Below are 16,108 nucleotides of genomic sequence, written 5' to 3' on the forward strand. Positions count from 1 at the left end.
TTAGACTCCTAACTTCCATGAAAGGGTGCGCAGCAGATCGGCAAAAACACCCGCCGCCGTCACATCGTTCCCCGCACCGTAACCGCGCAGAACCAGCGGCAGCGGTTGATAATAGTGACTGTAAAACGCCAGCGCGTTCTCCCCGTTTTTCACTTTAAACAGCGGATCGTTGCCGTCAACCTCGGCGATCTTCACGCGACACACGCCGTCGTCTTCAATGTTGCCAACATAGCGCAATACTTTGCCTTCATCACGGGCTTTCGCCACGCGGGCGGCAAACGCGTCGTCAAGCTGCGACAGATTGGTCATAAACGTGGCGACATCGCCGGAATCGTCGAAACCTTCCGGCAGCACCGGCTCAATCACGATATCGGACAGTTCCAGCTCACGTCCCGTTTCACGAGCGAGGATCAGCAATTTGCGCGCCACATCCATCCCGGAAAGATCGTCACGCGGATCGGGTTCGGTATAGCCCAACTCGCGCGCCATCGTGGTCGCGGCCGAAAGGCTCATGCCTTCATCCAGCTTGCCGAAAATAAAAGAGAGCGATCCAGACAGGATACCGGAGAAGTGTTGCAGTTCGTCACCCGCATTCAGCAGGTTTTGCAGGTTCTCGATAACCGGTAATCCCGCACCTACGTTGGTGTCGTACAGGAACTTACGTCGGGATTTCGCCGCGGCAAAACGCAGTTGATGGTAGTAATCCATCGACGACGTGTTGGCTTTTTTGTTCGGCGTTACCACATGGAAGCCTTCACGCAGGAAGTCGGCGTATTGATCCGCCATCGCCTGGCTGGAGGTACAGTCAACAATAACCGGGTTAAGCAGGTGATACTCTTTCACCAGGCGAATTAAGCGCCCTAAATTAAACGGTTCTTTCGCTTCCGCCAGTTCCGCCTGCCAGTTATCCAGGTTCAGGCCATGCACATTGGTCAACAGCGCTTTCGAATTCGCCACGCCGCAGACGCGCAGGTCGATATGCTTGTTTTTCAGCCAGGACTGCTGGCGTTTCAGCTGCTCAAGTAACGCTCCGCCAACGCCGCCAACGCCGATAACGAACACTTCAATCACCTGATCGGTGTTGAACAGCATCTGGTGGGTAACACGTACGCCCGTTGTGACGTCATCGTTATTCACGACCACCGAAATCGATCGTTCGGACGAGCCCTGCGCAATCGCGACAATATTGATATTCGCGCGCGCCAGCGCCGCAAAGAACTTCGCCGAGATGCCGCGCAGCGTGCGCATACCGTCGCCAACCACCGAGATGATCGCCAGACGTTCAGTCACCGCCAGCGGCTCCAGCAACCCTTCTTTCAGTTCCAGGTAGAACTCATCCTGCATTGCACGCTGGGCCCGCGCGCAGTCGCCCTGCGGTACGCAGAAACTGATGCTGTATTCAGAAGAGGATTGCGTGATCAGCACCACGGAGATCCCCGCGCGGGACATTGCCGCGAAGACGCGCGCCGCCATCCCGATCATCCCTTTCATTCCTGGGCCGGAAACGCTGAACATCGCCATATTGTTCAGGTTCGAGATCCCTTTCACCGGCAGTTCGTCTTCATCGACGCTAGCGCCGATCAGCGTACCAGGGGCTTGCGGGTTTCCGGTGTTTTTAATCAGGCATGGGATTTGGAACTGGGCAATGGGGGTGATGGTGCGAGGATGAAGGACTTTGGCGCCGAAGTAAGAAAGCTCCATCGCCTCCTGATAGGACATCGACTTCAGCAACCTGGCGTCCGGCACCTGGCGCGGGTCGCAGGTATACACGCCGTCGACGTCAGTCCAGATCTCACAACAGTCGGCGCGTAAGCAGGCAGCCAATACCGCAGCGGAGTAATCAGAACCGTTGCGGCCCAGCACGACCAACTCGCCTTTTTCGTTACCGGCGGTGAAACCTGCCATCAGCACCATGTGGTCAGCCGGAATGCGGCCCGCCGCGATACGGCGCGTAGATTCGGCGATATCAACGGTCGATTCGAGGTAATGCCCGACCGCCAACAATTTTTCGACCGGATCGATAACCGTCACGCCATGACCGCGCGCTTCCAGCAGGCCAGCCATGATCGCGATCGACATCTTCTCGCCACGGCAGATCAGCGCAGCATTGATGCTATCCGGGCACTGGCCCAGCAGGCTGATTCCGTGCAGGATATGTTTGATTTGCGCAAATTCTTGCTCAACGAAAACTTTCAACTGCGCCAGCGGGAACCCCGGCTGAGCGGCTGCAAGACCCGTAAGAAGTTCGGAAAAAATACGTTCGGCATCGCTGATATTCGGTAAAGCATCCTGACCGCTGATGGTCTTTTCAATCATCGCCACCAGATGGTTAGTAATTTTGGCGGGGGCAGAGAGAACAGTCGCTACCTGCCCCTGCCTGGCATTGCTTTCCAGAATATCGGCAACACGCAGAAAGCGCTCTGCATTTGCCACTGATGTACCGCCGAACTTCAACACTCGCATGGTTGTTACCTCGTTACCTTTGGTCGAAAAAAAAGCCCGCACTGTTCAGGTGCGGGCTTTTTTCTGTGTTTCCTGTACGCGTCAGCCCGCACCGTTACCTGTGGTAATGGTGATGGTTGTGCTAATGGTGGTGCTGATGCGATTCATGGATGTTGTGTACTCTGTAATTATTATCTGTCTGTCTTGTATCTTTAAAGGGTTAAAGTATCTCGTGACCTAAGTCAATAAATTTTTAATTTGATCACATTCCGCAACATGTTCACGAGCTGCTGCTTGCGCATTTATTTTCAACCAATACAGAATGAAGCAACCTCTTGAAACCAGATTTAAAATCTCACATCAAGCAATTCAACAAGATTTTATTTTGTTATATTTTTCTCAATATCATGCAATAAACGGTGCAGCATGGCCGTGTCGCGCTGCCCTGACAACCCCAGTCGTTGTTGCAGCCAGTCCGCCAGTTTGATGTCATCAGCAACATCCAGCGTCGCCAGTAACTGTGAAACGCGTGTGCGTAACGCCTGCAATTGCGGCGCGTCAGTCACCTCTGTTTGTTTCGCCGGTTGTTGCATTAAGCCTGCTAATTGATAGCAATACACCATTACCGCCTGCCCTAAATTGAGTGAAGGATAATCAGCAACCATTGGCACGCCGGTTAAAACGTCCGCCAGCGCCAGTTCTTCATTCGTCAGGCCCGAATCTTCCCGGCCAAAAACCAGCGCCGCATGGTTCATCCACTGCGATTTTTCCTGTAACAGCGGCAGCAGTTCTGCGGGCGTTGCGTAGTAGTGGAACTTCGCGCGACTGCGGGCCGTGGTGGCGACAGTGAAATCAACATCGTGCAGCGCTTCCGCCAGCGTTGGATAAACACTAATATTATCAATAACATCAGCAGAACCATGTGCGACCCAACGGGTCGCCGGCTCCAGGTGCGCCTGGCTGTCGACAATACGCATATCGCCAAAACCCATCGTCTTCATTGCCCGTGCCGCCGCGCCAATATTTTCCGCTCTGGCCGGTGCGACCAGAATAATTGTTACACGCATTTCGATTCTCTTTTTGACCAGCCGCTGGCAATAATGTGACCAGTGTCAACATATTACGCAGCACGAATTTACAATTTTTTAACGAAAACCGTTGAAAAACCATTTCACATTCAGTAAAAGGCACTAAACTATTTCTTATCTTTACTATTGCGTTTTATGTTAAGAAATACTACATATCCTTCTGTTTATTTAGGATAATTTAATTTAGAATGAATCACACCTATTGGATTCATTACATTTATTAGTTGGCATGCGCAACTAGTTGGATTATTGCAAATTTGTGATGAACGCTAGCATTTGGATACGATGATTTCATCAAACTGTTAACGTGCTACAATTGAACTTGATATATGTCAACGAAGCGTAGTTTTATTGGGTGTCCGGTACGTCTTAGCCTGTTATGTTGCTGTTAAAATGGTTAGGATGACAGCCGTTTTTGACACTGTCGGGTCCAAAGGGAAAGTACCCACGACCAAGCTAATGATGTTGTTGACGTTGATGGAAAGTGCATCAAGAACGCAATTACGTACTTTAGTCATGTTACGCCGATCATGTTAATTTGCGACATGCATCAGGCAGGTCAGGGACTTTTGTACTTCCTGTTTCGATTTAGTTGGCAATTTAGGTAGCAAACATGCAGACCCCGCACATTCTTATCGTTGAAGACGAGTTGGTAACACGCAACACGTTGAAAAGTATTTTCGAAGCGGAAGGCTATGATGTATTCGAAGCGACAGATGGCGCGGAAATGCATCAGATCCTCTCTGAATATGACATCAACCTGGTGATCATGGATATCAACCTGCCAGGGAAAAACGGTCTTCTGTTAGCGCGTGAACTGCGCGAACAGGCTAACGTTGCGTTGATGTTCCTGACTGGCCGCGATAACGAAGTCGATAAAATCCTCGGCCTCGAAATCGGCGCAGACGATTACATCACCAAGCCGTTTAACCCACGCGAACTGACTATCCGTGCGCGCAACCTGCTGTCCCGTACAATGAATCTGGGTACGGTCAGTGAAGAGCGCCGTAGCGTCGAAAGCTACAAGTTCAACGGTTGGGAACTCGATATCAACAGCCGTTCTTTGATCGGCCCAGATGGTGAGCAGTACAAACTGCCACGCAGCGAATTCCGCGCCATGCTTCACTTCTGCGAGAACCCGGGCAAGATCCAGTCTCGTGCAGAACTGCTGAAGAAAATGACCGGTCGCGAACTGAAGCCGCATGACCGTACTGTTGACGTAACTATCCGTCGTATTCGTAAGCATTTCGAATCCACGCCGGATACCCCGGAAATCATCGCGACCATTCACGGTGAAGGTTACCGTTTCTGCGGTGATCTACAGGACTAATCGGTTACCACCGGCAGCAAAAACGGCGCAAAACGCGCCGTTTTTTATTGTCTGTCAATGGGTTATCCGGCCTGAACGGGAATCACTTCCAGATGACGCGTCAGGAACGTTACCGCCACGGCATAACGGGCACCGCGCTTATGGCATTTTTTGGCGACCCTTCAACGACCTTGTCAGAATAGGCCAGATACGCCAGCGTATTGCGTTTGGCATCATAAAAACGCACGACCTGTAATTTTTTAAACACCAGCGACGTGCGTTTCTGGAAAACGACATCCCCTTGCGCTTTCCCGTTCTTAATTTTATCGCTCAGCTCAATCGGCCCTACCTGCTGACAGGAGATCGCCGCGTCGGAGGTATCTTCGGCCAGTCCCAGGCCGCCTTTAATCCCCCCCGTTTTCGCCCGACTTACATAGCACGTCACATTTTTGACGTCGGGATCGTCAAACGCTTCGACGACGATTTTATGGTCAGGCCCAAACATTTTAAATACGGTATCGACGGAACCCACCTGTTCTGCATGCGCAAACTGCCCCAGCATCAACAGAATTGAGGAAAGTATTAAGCTCTTGTATTTCATATTGTTACCATTCATAAAAGTTACACTGCGCAATTATTCGACACGTCTGGATAAACTGTTTACAGATCACAGGATTAGAATAATCATGCTTTAGTGTGCCCCAAAAAAGCACAGATGAGCAAAAAAAACACCGAATGCTAAAACAGCAAAAAATGCTATTATCCACTTACCTGATGTCAGGTGCTCGTTGTGGAAAGGATGAGGATATTTTATGGATCAGGCTGGCATTATTCGCGACCTCTTAACCTGGCTGGAAGGCCATCTGGATCAGCCTCTGTCGCTTGACAATGTGGCGGCAAAAGCAGGTTATTCCAAGTGGCACCTGCAAAGAATGTTTAAGGACGTGACGGGCCATGCTATTGGCGCTTACATCCGCGCTCGCCGCTTATCTAAATCCGCCGTGGCCCTGCGCCTGACAGCGCGTCCGATTCTGGATATCGCGTTGCAGTACCGCTTCGATTCTCAGCAAACCTTTACCCGCGCGTTTAAAAAGCAGTTCTCTCAGACGCCGGCGTTATATCGCCGTTCTCCAGAATGGAGCGCCTTTGGCATTCGTCCGCCGATGCGTCTGGGTGAGTTCGCCATGCCTGAGCATCAGTTTGTCACCCTGGAAGATACGCAACTGCTCGGCACCACCCAGAGCTATTCCTGTTCGCTGGAGCAAATCTCCGATTTTCGGCACGAAATGCGCGTACAGTTCTGGCAAGACTTTCTCAGCCAGGCGCCAACGATTCCTCCACTGCTCTACGGCCTTAACGAAACGCGCCCCAGCCTGGAGAAAGATGACGAACAGGAGGTGTTCTACACCACCGCGCTACCGCAAGAACATGCCAACGGGTATGTGCCGTCAGCGCAGCCTGTTACCCTACAGGGCGGCGAATATGTGATGTTCACCTACGAAGGTTTAGGAACCGGGGTACAGGAGTTTATCCTGACGGTATACGGCACCTGTATGCCGATGCTGAACCTGACCCGCCGTAAAGGGCAGGATATAGAGCGATACTACCCGGCAGAAGATGCCAAAACAGGTGGTCGCCCTATTAACCTGCGTTGCGAATTCCTGATCCCCGTTCGCCGTTAACGCTGTAGCTCATCTAACGCAGGGGCATCGAGATGCGAGACGTCCCCTGCCGTTTCAACGACCCAACCAGGCGCCAGCCACAAACTTTCCTGATAATCGACGCGGGAAATAGAGCAGTTACGCAGACGTAACCGACGCTCCGCCCAGGCCGGTAATCCCAGAATGGTGCTAACCAGGCAACCCAGCGCGATACCGTGACTGACCAGCAGCGGGCGGCTGCCCTGCGGCAGTTCCAGACAGGACGCGAGAGCGGCATTGACGCGATCGCTCAGTTCCTGCATGGATTCGCCATCAGGAATGCGCCCGTCAACCGTGCCGTTCACTAACTGGCGACGCCAGTTCTCTTCTTCTTCGGTGAGGGTGTCGATGTGTCGTTTTTCCAGCACGCCCATGTCCAGCTCACGCAGACGGGCGTCGAAAGTGATATCGCAACCGCATGCCTGGGCGATGATTTCAGCCGTGCGGCGGGTGCGACCGAGATCGCTACTGACGATATGGGTGATGCCGAGCGTTCTGGCGCGTTCTCCCACTTGCATAGCTTGTTGCTCACCTTTAGCGGTCAGCGGACTGTCAGACTGGCCTTGAATACGTCGCTCGGCGTTCCACTGCGTTTCACCGTGGCGAACAAGGTATACCTGTAACATGCTTTTTATCCGTTATACTGCGATGACATTCATTTCTGAGTAATTCTGATTATGCACCATGTTGTCTCAGCAACCACCAATCCCGCTAAAATTCAGGCAATTCTGCAAGCATTTAACGAGATTTTAGGTGAAGGATCCTGCCATATTGAGTCCGTCTCCGTCGAGAGCGGCGTGCCGGAACAACCTTTTGGAAGTCAGGAAACGCGCGCTGGCGCACGGAATCGGGTAGAAAATGCGCGCTGTCTGCGTCCTCAGGCCGATTTTTGGGTGGCTATCGAAGCGGGGATTGATGATGACAGTACGTTCAGTTGGGTGGTAATAGAGAATGCCGCCCAGCGAGGCGAGGCGCGATCGGCAACGCTGCCGCTTCCTGCGGTTATCCTTGAAAAAGTTCGTCAGGGCGAAGCGCTCGGCCCGGTGATGTCGCAGTATACCGGTATTGATGAGATTGGCCGTAAAGAGGGGGCTATCGGGGTGTTTACCGCCGGAAAACTGACCCGCTCCAGCGTTTATCACCAGGCGGTGATTCTGGCGCTCAGTCCGTTTCATAATGCGGTGTATCGGTAGGGCTCGCGATCCACGCCGGATGGCGGCTTCGCCTTATCCGGCCTACGTTCACCGTTTCTGTAGGCCTGTCATCAGGCGTGAACGTTCATCATTCCTGTAGGCCTGATAAGCGTAGCGCCATCAGGCGAAATTACCTTTCGCTCTTGAGCAACACCTGCTCCAGCCACTGGCGTAACTCTACCGGTGCGGACTTCAGGCTGTTGGAACCGCGCGTAATGGTGGCGATGCCCGCCCCCAGCTCATTTTTAAGCTCGCGCTGGCTCATTTCACCGCGTAACAACTCTTCAATGATACGCACGCGCGTTCCCAGCGCCTCACGCTCATCCGGCGTCAGCATCAAATTGAGTAAGGGAAGATGCAGGTCTTCCGCACAAGCGTGCTTGAGCAGCTCAACAAAGCGTAACCACTCCTGGTGACGCTGTTCTGCCATCGCTGCTGAATAGGGTGATTGCTGAGTCATAGAATGTCGCCATCGTTGCAGGGGGAAACGTATCTGCCTCCCCCGATTGTACTCTTTAACGAGTACGATAGCATAACATAACCGATGCGATCAGTAACGGCGCTGCCATTCTGCGTCATTCATCAACGTTGGTTTATCGCCCATGAAGTAGCGATAGTAGGCATCATAAGCCAGCACGTTCTTCACGTAGCCCCGCGTTTCTGAGAACGGAATACTTTCAACAAACGCGACGGCGTCGATGCGCCCTGCGCTGTTGCCAAGCCAGGTACGAACGCGCCCCGGCCCGGCATTGTAAGCCGCTGAAGAGAAAATACGGTTATTACCAAACTGTTGATAAACGTATTGCAGATAACTGGTGCCAATGTTGATGTTCGTCTCCGGGTCAAGCAGCTGGCTGGGGCTGCTGTAGCCCGGTATCGAGAACATTTTCACCGTATGCGTCGCCGTGCCCGGCATAACTTGCATCAGACCGCTGGCCCCTACCGGGGATTTCACTTTCGGATTCCAGGCGCTCTCCTGACGCGCAATCGCCATAGCGTAACTTTGCGAGATCGCTTTGCCGCCGGTGTAACGGGCGAAAAGATCCTTGTACGCCAGCGGGAAACGCTCTTCCAGATGATCCCACAGTTTCCCTGCGATCGTCGCCTGCACGCTCAGATCCCACCAGTGGTTATTGAAGGCATAACGCGCCAGCTGCGCCTGCTCCGACTTCGTCCTGCTGGAGACCAGATTCGCCCACTCGCTGCGCGCCGTATTATCCAGGTTCCAGTACATCAGTTCGCGTACTCGCGCCATTTCCGCGCCCTGCGTAAGCGAAGCGTCCACTGTCGTCGGCGCTTTGTCGATCTTCAGTACATACGCTTCACCCAGCTTTTGTGCGGCGACCATCGGGTAGAAACCACGCTGTTGCATCAGCGCATGGAGGATCTCTTTTGCCTCTGCCTCACGCCCGCGCTCAAGCAACAAATCCGCCTGCCAGTAGCGCCATTCATCCTTCTCCTTCGCTTCCATCGGCAGTCGGGCAAGCCAGGTATTCAGCCCACGTCGATCGCCGGTGCCCAGCGCCATCCGCACGCGGCGTTCCACCAGCGTGGTGGATTGCGAGCGCATAATCGCATCATCGCGCCACTTCGCCTGCGCATCGGTCACATCGTTCCCCATCAGCCGCCAGGCGACGATATCGCGCAGTTCCTGAGTTTGCTCCTCATTAAGCTGCTGGGCCTGCACCAGTGACGGGATCATCAAACGCGCATTCTCTGCGTCCTGACGCGCGACGCTGGCAAAGGCCACTGCCGCCATCTGACGGGTAAAATCGGTCGCGCCGGTCGTACGCGCAAAAGTCATCACGCTATTGGGATCGTTCGCCAGCGCGATGATCGCCGAAGCAATGGTCTGGTACTGCGCAGGCATCTGCCCGGCCAGCACCGTTACCAGCCCCGTATTGCCTGCTTTCATCGCCAGGCGGATGCGCTCCAGCCAGGCCAGCGGGTCCTGGGTGCCGGAAGCGCGCCAGACGCTGAACAGTTTGTCACAGGCGTTCGGCTGGCTTTTCCCGGTCAGCCAAAGTGCTTTCGCCCCCTGCCAGGCCTCTTCCGTCTGCCCGGTATTCCATTTCGCGTAGTAGTAATTACATTGCGCTTCAGTAGTGCCCGGCTTCTCGGGGCTGAACGCTAGCAGTCCACGCCAGTCTTCGCGACGCGCCAGCTCATTAACGAAACGCGATTGCAGCGTACGCGCAGGAGGAAGCGTAGGGTTGGCGCGCACAAACTGGGTGACGGTGACCGCAGGCTGGTTCATCAGATCGTCGGTGATCTGGCGATACTCAAGATAGGGATACAGCGGGTAATTCTTCAGGCCAGGCATCATCTGCTCAACGACATCCATCTGTCGGTTATCCCAGGCCTGTTTGATTTGCGCATAGCGATTGCGCTGCTCATCCAGAGAATCCGCTCGCGCCGCCTGACTTACCGTCAGCAGGCATACGCTGGCGGCGATAAGACGCCAGGTAAATGGTTTGGCTTTGTCCACAAGCTCTTCCTCTTGTCGTGATACATCAATGCAGCATCATGCCGCGTAATGAATTTATGCTAACCAGACATTGCTAAATGCGCCACGTTACGGACACTTTTTTACTTTTATTGCGAGTGAGAGTTGCTGGCTGGGATTAGCCCGGGAAAAAGGCTACACTTCGCCTTTGAAAATTATTCTTCATCACGATAAACCTATAGAGGCGAAGTCCAACGTGGCTCAATTCGTTTATACCATGCATCGTGTCGGCAAAGTGGTTCCGCCGAAACGTCATATTTTGAAAAACATCTCGCTGAGCTTCTTCCCTGGGGCGAAAATCGGCGTACTGGGTCTGAACGGCGCCGGTAAGTCTACCCTGCTACGCATTATGGCTGGCATCGATACAGATATTGAGGGCGAAGCTCGCCCACAGCCAGGCATCAAAATTGGCTACCTGCCGCAGGAACCTCAGCTCACCCCTGAACACACCGTTCGCGAATCGATCGAAGAGGCGGTGGCCGAAGTGGTCGGCGCCCTGAAACGTCTGGATGAAGTGTACGCGCTGTACGCCGATCCAGATGCGGACTTTGACAAGCTGGCCGCCGAACAGGGCAAGCTGGAAGAGATCATCCAGGCGCATGACGGCCACAACCTGAACGTACAGCTGGAGCGCGCCGCTGACGCCCTGCGCCTGCCGGACTGGGATGCCAAAATCGCGAATCTTTCCGGTGGTGAGCGCCGCCGCGTCGCGCTGTGCCGTCTGCTGCTGGAAAAACCGGACATGCTGCTGCTCGACGAACCGACCAACCACCTGGATGCGGAATCCGTCGCGTGGCTGGAACGCTTCCTGCACGACTTCGAAGGCACCGTTGTGGCGATTACCCACGACCGTTACTTCCTCGACAACGTAGCGGGCTGGATCCTCGAACTTGACCGTGGCGAAGGGATTCCGTGGGAAGGCAACTACTCCTCCTGGCTGGAACAGAAAGATCAGCGTCTGGCGCAGGAAGCCTCTCAGGAAGCGGCCCGCCGTAAATCCATTGAGAAAGAGCTGGAGTGGGTGCGTCAGGGTGCTAAAGGCCGTCAGTCTAAAGGCAAAGCCCGTCTGGCGCGCTTTGAAGAGCTGAACAGCACCGAATACCAGAAACGTAACGAAACCAACGAACTGTTTATTCCACCTGGACCACGTCTGGGCGACAAGGTCGTTGAAGTCAGCAACCTGCGTAAATCCTACGGCGATCGCCTGCTGATCGACGATCTCAGCTTCTCAGTACCGAAAGGCGCGATTGTCGGCATCATCGGTCCGAACGGCGCGGGTAAATCCACCCTGTTCCGCATGATGTCCGGTCAGGAACAGCCGGATAGCGGCACCATCACGCTGGGGGAAACCGTAAAACTGGCTTCCGTTGACCAGTTCCGTGACGCGATGGATAACAGCAAAACCGTGTGGGAAGAAGTTTCCGGCGGGCTGGATATCATGAAGATCGGCAACACCGAAATGCCAAGCCGCGCCTATGTGGGCCGCTTTAACTTCAAAGGCGTCGATCAGGGTAAACGCGTGGGCGAGCTGTCCGGCGGTGAGCGCGGTCGCCTGCATCTGGCGAAGCTGTTGCAGGTTGGCGGCAATATGCTGCTGCTCGATGAACCGACCAACGACCTGGATATCGAAACCCTGCGCGCGCTGGAAAACGCCCTGCTGGAGTTCCCGGGCTGTGCAATGGTTATCTCGCACGACCGTTGGTTCCTCGACCGTATCGCCACGCACATTCTGGATTACCAGGATGAAGGCAAGGTGGAGTTCTTCGAGGGTAACTTTACCGAGTACGAAGAGTACAAGAAACGCACGCTGGGCGCCGACGCGCTGGAGCCGAAGCGTATCAAGTACAAACGTATCGCCAAGTAATGTATCAGATGCCGGATGGCGCTACGCTTATCCGGCCTACAGACTTATCCGGCCTACACCTTGTAGGCCGCCATCCGGCGCTTCAGGCTTAACCCTGCTCGCCCATCATCTCTTTCACTAACTCCACGCAGCGCAAAAATCGACCATCGTAATCGGCCTCTTCTACGTGGACGAAATTGATGTTGTTCTCCCGCAGCATATCCACCAGCAGATTCTGGAACTCTTTACGATCCACCGAACTGCCCAGACTCCGTAACCCATCCGCGACCCAGGGCGTATTGTTCTCCAGCAGGATCACCAGATCAAAGCGGTATTCATCGATCAACGCCTGTACAAACGGATGCTCGCGCCCTTCGTATTTTTTACAAAAGGCCTGCGTGGTAACGAAATCGGTATCGATAAAGGCCACTTTATTGGCGTATTTCACCGCAAAATCAATATATTGTGCATGGCCCAGCGCGATCTTATCGTAATCAGAATACTGTAACGCCATCTCGTCACCGCCCAGATGCGAGAAGACATAGTCGCGCCCGTACTCCCACGCGCTGGTGGTATTAAAAATATTGGCAAGCTTGTTCACCAGCGTGGATTTCCCGCTCGACTCCCCGCCTAATATCGCCACGGTGCGCACGAAAAAGGGCTTCACTTCCGTCGGAATGTATTCCCAGTAGCGGAACGGGTTTTCACGGATCTGCGCCCCGCTGATACTCATAAAGGTTCGTTTCGGATCGACCAGCACCGTTTCAATAGCCAGGTGTTCGAGATACTGCGGCGCATCGGCTTCCTCGGACGTGTAGATCCAGTTGGGCTGAATCCCCTTCTCTTCCATAAAGGCTTTGATCCCGTTGCTCCACACATCCCAGCCATGCGGGTACGGCTCCATCCCTTCCTCATTGAAGGCATGAATACGAATATTCTTCTGATATTTAAAGGTCTGTAGTAGCCAACGCAGACGATCCGACACGGTAGGCTGTTGCGACATGGCGCTGTCTTCAAACAGTTCGCGGTCACGGGTATCGTCATAACCCATAATGATATGCAGTTCATCCACCTGGCTACAGGCGCGCTGAATCAAATAGATATGCCCGGTATGCAGGGGGTAGAACTTGCCAAACACCACGCCGATGTTTTTCCGCTGCCGGGGAAACTCCAGCCCCAAAAAACGATGCAGCGCCTCCAGCTTTTGCGCGCTGGGGCTTTTAATCTTCGCGTTCAGAAGTTGGCTCAAATACCCTTTGGTCATGCCGCTGGCATCCGCCACCTGTTGCAGGGTACACCCCTTTTGCTTGATCGCGGTTTTGAGATAGTCGAACGATGACACAAGAGCCTCCTGCTAAAAAACGCGTAACAATGCCTGATGGCGCTTCGCTTATCAGGCCTACAACATCAATCCGTAGGCCGGATAAGACGCACTGCGTCGCTATCCGGCAAATTATACAACATCAGTGCATACAGATGATTATAAGTCGTCAAACACACTTAACGCATCCGCAAGCTTTTTAACGCCAAAAACCTGCATCCCTTCCGGCGGCTTTTTCGGCACGTTGGCAGCCGGTACGATAGCGCGGCGGAAACCGTGTTTAGCCGCTTCAGAAATACGTTCCTGACCGCTGGGCACCGGGCGAATTTCCCCTGCCAGCCCCACTTCGCCAAACACCACCAGATCCTGCGGCAGCGGCCTGTCGCGCAGGCTGGAGACCATCGCCAGCAATAGCGCGAGATCCGCGCTGGTCTCCGTGACCTTCACGCCGCCCACGACATTGACGAATACATCCTGATCGGCCATCTGCAATCCGCCATGACGGTGCAGCACCGCCAGCAGGATCGCCAGACGGTTTTGTTCCAGGCCGACCGCCACGCGACGCGGATTCGCCATCATCGAGTGATCGACCAGCGCCTGAATCTCTACCAGCAGCGGGCGCGTCCCTTCCCACACCACCATGACCGAACTGCCGGAAGTCACCTCATCGCCACGGCTTAAGAAAATTGCGGACGGGTTGCTGACTTCACGCAGCCCCTGCTCCGTCATCGCAAAAACGCCCAGCTCGTTTACCGCGCCAAAACGGTTTTTATGGCTACGCAGCGTGCGAAAACGGGAGTCAGCGTCGCCATCCAATAGCACCGAGCAGTCAATGCAGTGCTCCAGCACCTTCGGGCCAGCCAGCGAGCCGTCTTTGGTTACATGACCAACCATCACGATAGCCACGCCGCGCGTTTTGGCAAAGCGCGTCAGATAAGCGGCCGTCTCACGCACCTGGGCCACGCTGCCCGGCGAGGACTGGATATCCGCCATATGCATCACCTGGATGGAGTCGATCACCATCAGCTTCGGTTGTTCTTCTTCCGCAATCAGGCAGATCTGTTCAATACTGGTTTCTGACAGCATATTCATGTTAGCCGTCGGCAATCCCAGCCGATGCGCGCGCATCGCTACCTGTTGCAGGGACTCTTCGCCCGTGACGTACAGGGTTTTCATCTGCTCGGCCAGTTTGCAAAGCGTTTGCAGCAGCAGCGTGGATTTCCCCGCACCGGGGTTGCCGCCGATCAGGATGGCGCTGCCGGGCACGACACCGCCGCCCAGCACACGGTCGAACTCTTTAAACCCGGTGGAAAAACGCGGCAGCTCCTCAAGGCTGATGTCAGACAATTTCTGCACCTTTGCCACACCTGCGTTACCGGCATAGCCGCTGAGTCGCTCATTACGCGCCACCGTTGGCGACGCGGCAAGACGCACCTCGGTGATGGTGTTCCAGGCATGACAGGCGCTGCATTGCCCCTGCCAGCGCGGATAATCGGCCCCGCATTCATTACAAACAAAGGCGCGTTTTGGAGCTTTTGCCACGGTTTACCTCTTTATTTCATGCAGTTGCCGGATGGCGCTGGCGCTTATCCGGCCTACAGTCACTTTCCCGTAGGCCCTGCGCCATCGGGCAATTCAATCATTTTTGATTCATACTGCCGGAGAGAATGCAGAACACCCCCATCAGGTCAGCGTGACGAATCGTGATTTCCGTCTTTTCATTCACTTTCGGTTTGGCGTGGTACGCAATCCCCAGCCCGGCCGCTTTGATCATCGGCAGATCGTTAGCGCCATCGCCAATCGCCACCGTCTGCGCCACGGGAATTTCATACTCCTGCGCCAGTCGGGTCAGCGTGTTAGCTTTGTACCGGGCATCGACGATATCGCCAATGACATTGCCGGTAAATTTCCCGTCGATGATCTCCAGCTCGTTCGCCACCACCGCGGTTAAACGCAGCTTTTCACGCAGGTATTCTGCAAAAAAGGTAAACCCGCCGGAGGCGATCGCCACTTTCCAGCCGAGCGTTTCCAGCTTCAGCACCAGTTGCGTCAGACCCGGCATCAACGGCAAATTCTCGCGCACCTGGCGCAGAATATCGGCATCCGCGCCTTTCAGCGTCGCCACCCGGCTGCGTAAGCTGGCGGTAAAATCCAGTTCGCCGCGCATCGCGCGTTCCGTGACTTCCGCAACCATTTCGCCCGTCCCGGCCAGCTTCGCTATTTCATCGATGCATTCGATCTGAATCGCCGTCGAATCCATATCCATAACCAGCAGGCCTGGCGTACGCAGATGCGGAATTTTGCCCAGCGGCGCGACGTCCAGCCCGGCGCCGTGCGCCAGTTTCGTCGCGCGCGGCGTTAAGGAACCCGCCAGACGAATCACCTGATAATCTTCGACGCACCAGGCCGCCACGATCACCATCGCCGCGCCCAGCTTGCTCTGGTACTGCGTTAAGCGCTGCTTATCCAACCCGCGACCGTACAGCAGCCAGCCGCTACGGCCTGCGTGGTAATCCAGTGGCATCACCTCGTCACCACTTAATGAAAGGGGTAAACCAGGCCACAAAGAAACATCTTCAGGCAGATCGCACCAGGTAATGTTAGGCATTAAAGCTCCTGTAAAATCGTTCGGGTCGGGAATCATCCTGGGGAAAATAACGCATGAGGCTACCCTGTAACCATCGCTTCTGGCAACATTAAGCCTCA

Annotated in this window: 15 protein-coding genes and 1 other annotated feature; of the genes, 4 read left to right on the forward strand and 11 right to left on the reverse strand. The window is 54.5% G+C overall.

The genetic code is table 11. The annotated features are described in order from the left end of the window. The 4 genes from thrA to yjjY all read right to left on the reverse strand — a co-directional run bounded on the left by thrA (position 1) and on the right by yjjY (position 4,048). Positions 1–2,463: a bifunctional aspartate kinase/homoserine dehydrogenase I gene (thrA, locus tag OGX81_RS01795; protein ID WP_071257496.1), complete on the reverse strand. Its 2,463-nt coding sequence runs from the start codon at positions 2,461–2,463 to the stop codon at positions 1–3. Positions 2,464–2,488: 25 nt separating this feature from the next. Continuing rightward, positions 2,489–2,609: a sequence feature (Thr leader region), on the reverse strand. After that, the gene (gene thrL / locus OGX81_RS01800) at positions 2,545–2,610 is read right to left on the reverse strand and encodes a thr operon leader peptide (protein ID WP_104869087.1); all 66 of its coding nucleotides are present in this window, start codon (positions 2,608–2,610) and stop codon (positions 2,545–2,547) included. (Overlaps the previous feature by 65 nt.) Positions 2,611–2,822: 212 nt before the next feature. After that, entirely contained in the window at positions 2,823–3,509 is a 687-nt protein-coding gene (locus tag OGX81_RS01805) for a tRNA/rRNA methyltransferase (RefSeq protein WP_104867795.1), read from the reverse strand. Between the two features lie 398 nt (positions 3,510–3,907). After that, positions 3,908–4,048 (reverse strand): YjjY family protein, encoded by a 141-nt coding sequence (gene yjjY, locus OGX81_RS01810; RefSeq protein WP_001541509.1) that lies wholly within the window; start codon positions 4,046–4,048, stop codon positions 3,908–3,910. A 95-nt stretch (positions 4,049–4,143) separates the two neighbouring features. On the opposite strand from yjjY, the gene arcA reads away from it, so the two are divergent. Further along, positions 4,144–4,860, forward strand: coding sequence for a two-component system response regulator ArcA (arcA, locus tag OGX81_RS01815; RefSeq protein ID WP_001194359.1), 717 nt, complete (start codon positions 4,144–4,146; stop codon positions 4,858–4,860). 109 nt (positions 4,861–4,969) lie between these two features. Here the strand turns inward: arcA and creA are convergent, their stop codons facing one another. Then, positions 4,970–5,440: a protein CreA gene (gene creA / locus OGX81_RS01820; RefSeq protein WP_024130725.1), complete on the reverse strand. Its 471-nt coding sequence runs from the start codon at positions 5,438–5,440 to the stop codon at positions 4,970–4,972. 211 nt (positions 5,441–5,651) lie between these two features. Here creA and robA point away from each other — a divergent pair, with 211 nt between their 5' ends. Then, positions 5,652–6,521, forward strand: a complete 870-nt coding sequence (robA, locus tag OGX81_RS01825) for an MDR efflux pump AcrAB transcriptional activator RobA (RefSeq protein WP_012134174.1) — start codon at positions 5,652–5,654, stop codon at positions 6,519–6,521. On the opposite strand, the gene gpmB is transcribed toward robA, so the two are convergent. Next, the gene (gene gpmB / locus OGX81_RS01830; protein WP_012134175.1) at positions 6,518–7,165 is read right to left on the reverse strand and encodes a 2,3-diphosphoglycerate-dependent phosphoglycerate mutase GpmB; all 648 of its coding nucleotides are present in this window, start codon (positions 7,163–7,165) and stop codon (positions 6,518–6,520) included. The genes robA and gpmB overlap by 4 nt on opposite strands. Before the next feature lie 51 nt (positions 7,166–7,216). Here gpmB and yjjX point away from each other — a divergent pair, with 51 nt between their 5' ends. Further along, positions 7,217–7,732, forward strand: a complete 516-nt coding sequence (gene yjjX, locus OGX81_RS01835; RefSeq protein ID WP_104867796.1) for an inosine/xanthosine triphosphatase — start codon at positions 7,217–7,219, stop codon at positions 7,730–7,732. Between the two features lie 130 nt (positions 7,733–7,862). On the opposite strand, the gene trpR is transcribed toward yjjX, so the two are convergent. Continuing rightward, positions 7,863–8,192: a trp operon repressor gene (trpR, locus tag OGX81_RS01840; protein WP_024130726.1), complete on the reverse strand. Its 330-nt coding sequence runs from the start codon at positions 8,190–8,192 to the stop codon at positions 7,863–7,865. Between the two features lie 90 nt (positions 8,193–8,282). Beyond that, positions 8,283–10,220 carry a murein transglycosylase gene (gene sltY, locus OGX81_RS01845; RefSeq protein ID WP_012134178.1) on the reverse strand — a complete coding sequence of 646 codons (1,938 nt, stop codon included), beginning with the start codon at positions 10,218–10,220 and terminating at the stop codon, positions 8,283–8,285. 214 nt (positions 10,221–10,434) lie between these two features. On the opposite strand from sltY, the gene ettA reads away from it, so the two are divergent. Continuing rightward, a complete protein-coding gene (gene ettA, locus OGX81_RS01850; protein WP_071257493.1) occupies positions 10,435–12,102 on the forward strand; it encodes an energy-dependent translational throttle protein EttA in 1,668 nt (555 codons plus the stop codon). Positions 12,103–12,190: 88 nt separating this feature from the next. On the opposite strand, the gene nadR is transcribed toward ettA, so the two are convergent. The 3 genes from nadR to serB form a co-directional block, all read right to left on the reverse strand. Further along, positions 12,191–13,423 carry a multifunctional transcriptional regulator/nicotinamide-nucleotide adenylyltransferase/ribosylnicotinamide kinase NadR gene (gene nadR / locus OGX81_RS01855; protein WP_012134180.1) on the reverse strand — a complete coding sequence of 411 codons (1,233 nt, stop codon included), beginning with the start codon at positions 13,421–13,423 and terminating at the stop codon, positions 12,191–12,193. A 138-nt stretch (positions 13,424–13,561) separates the two neighbouring features. Next, on the reverse strand, positions 13,562–14,944 hold the full coding sequence (gene radA, locus OGX81_RS01860; RefSeq protein ID WP_024130728.1) for a DNA repair protein RadA: 1,383 nt from the start codon (positions 14,942–14,944) through the stop codon (positions 13,562–13,564). A gap of 97 nt (positions 14,945–15,041) precedes the next feature. Continuing rightward, complete coding sequence (serB, locus tag OGX81_RS01865; RefSeq protein WP_104867797.1) at positions 15,042–16,010, reverse strand: phosphoserine phosphatase; 969 nt, start codon at positions 16,008–16,010, stop codon at positions 15,042–15,044. Positions 16,011–16,108 lie beyond the last annotated feature (98 nt).

Source organism: Citrobacter sp. CK206 (assembly GCF_030333125.1).
Taxonomy (GTDB): Bacteria; Pseudomonadota; Gammaproteobacteria; order Enterobacterales; family Enterobacteriaceae; genus Citrobacter_B; species Citrobacter_B koseri.

What these genes read in the sequence shown, in the direction of transcription:
- thrA (WP_071257496.1), bottom strand. Translation starts at nt 2,463, where the DNA reads ATGCGAGTGTTGAAGTTCGGCGGTACATCAGTGGCAAATGCAGAGCGC.
- OGX81_RS01805 (WP_104867795.1), bottom strand. Translation starts at nt 3,509, where the DNA reads ATGCGTGTAACAATTATTCTGGTCGCACCGGCCAGAGCGGAAAATATT.
- yjjY (WP_001541509.1), bottom strand. Translation starts at nt 4,048, where the DNA reads ATGACTAAAGTACGTAATTGCGTTCTTGATGCACTTTCCATCAACGTC.
- arcA (WP_001194359.1), top strand. Translation starts at nt 4,144, where the DNA reads ATGCAGACCCCGCACATTCTTATCGTTGAAGACGAGTTGGTAACACGC.
- creA (WP_024130725.1), bottom strand. Translation starts at nt 5,440, where the DNA reads ATGAAATACAAGAGCTTAATACTTTCCTCAATTCTGTTGATGCTGGGG.
- robA (WP_012134174.1), top strand. Translation starts at nt 5,652, where the DNA reads ATGGATCAGGCTGGCATTATTCGCGACCTCTTAACCTGGCTGGAAGGC.
- gpmB (WP_012134175.1), bottom strand. Translation starts at nt 7,165, where the DNA reads ATGTTACAGGTATACCTTGTTCGCCACGGTGAAACGCAGTGGAACGCC.
- yjjX (WP_104867796.1), top strand. Translation starts at nt 7,217, where the DNA reads ATGCACCATGTTGTCTCAGCAACCACCAATCCCGCTAAAATTCAGGCA.
- trpR (WP_024130726.1), bottom strand. Translation starts at nt 8,192, where the DNA reads ATGACTCAGCAATCACCCTATTCAGCAGCGATGGCAGAACAGCGTCAC.
- serB (WP_104867797.1), bottom strand. Translation starts at nt 16,010, where the DNA reads ATGCCTAACATTACCTGGTGCGATCTGCCTGAAGATGTTTCTTTGTGG.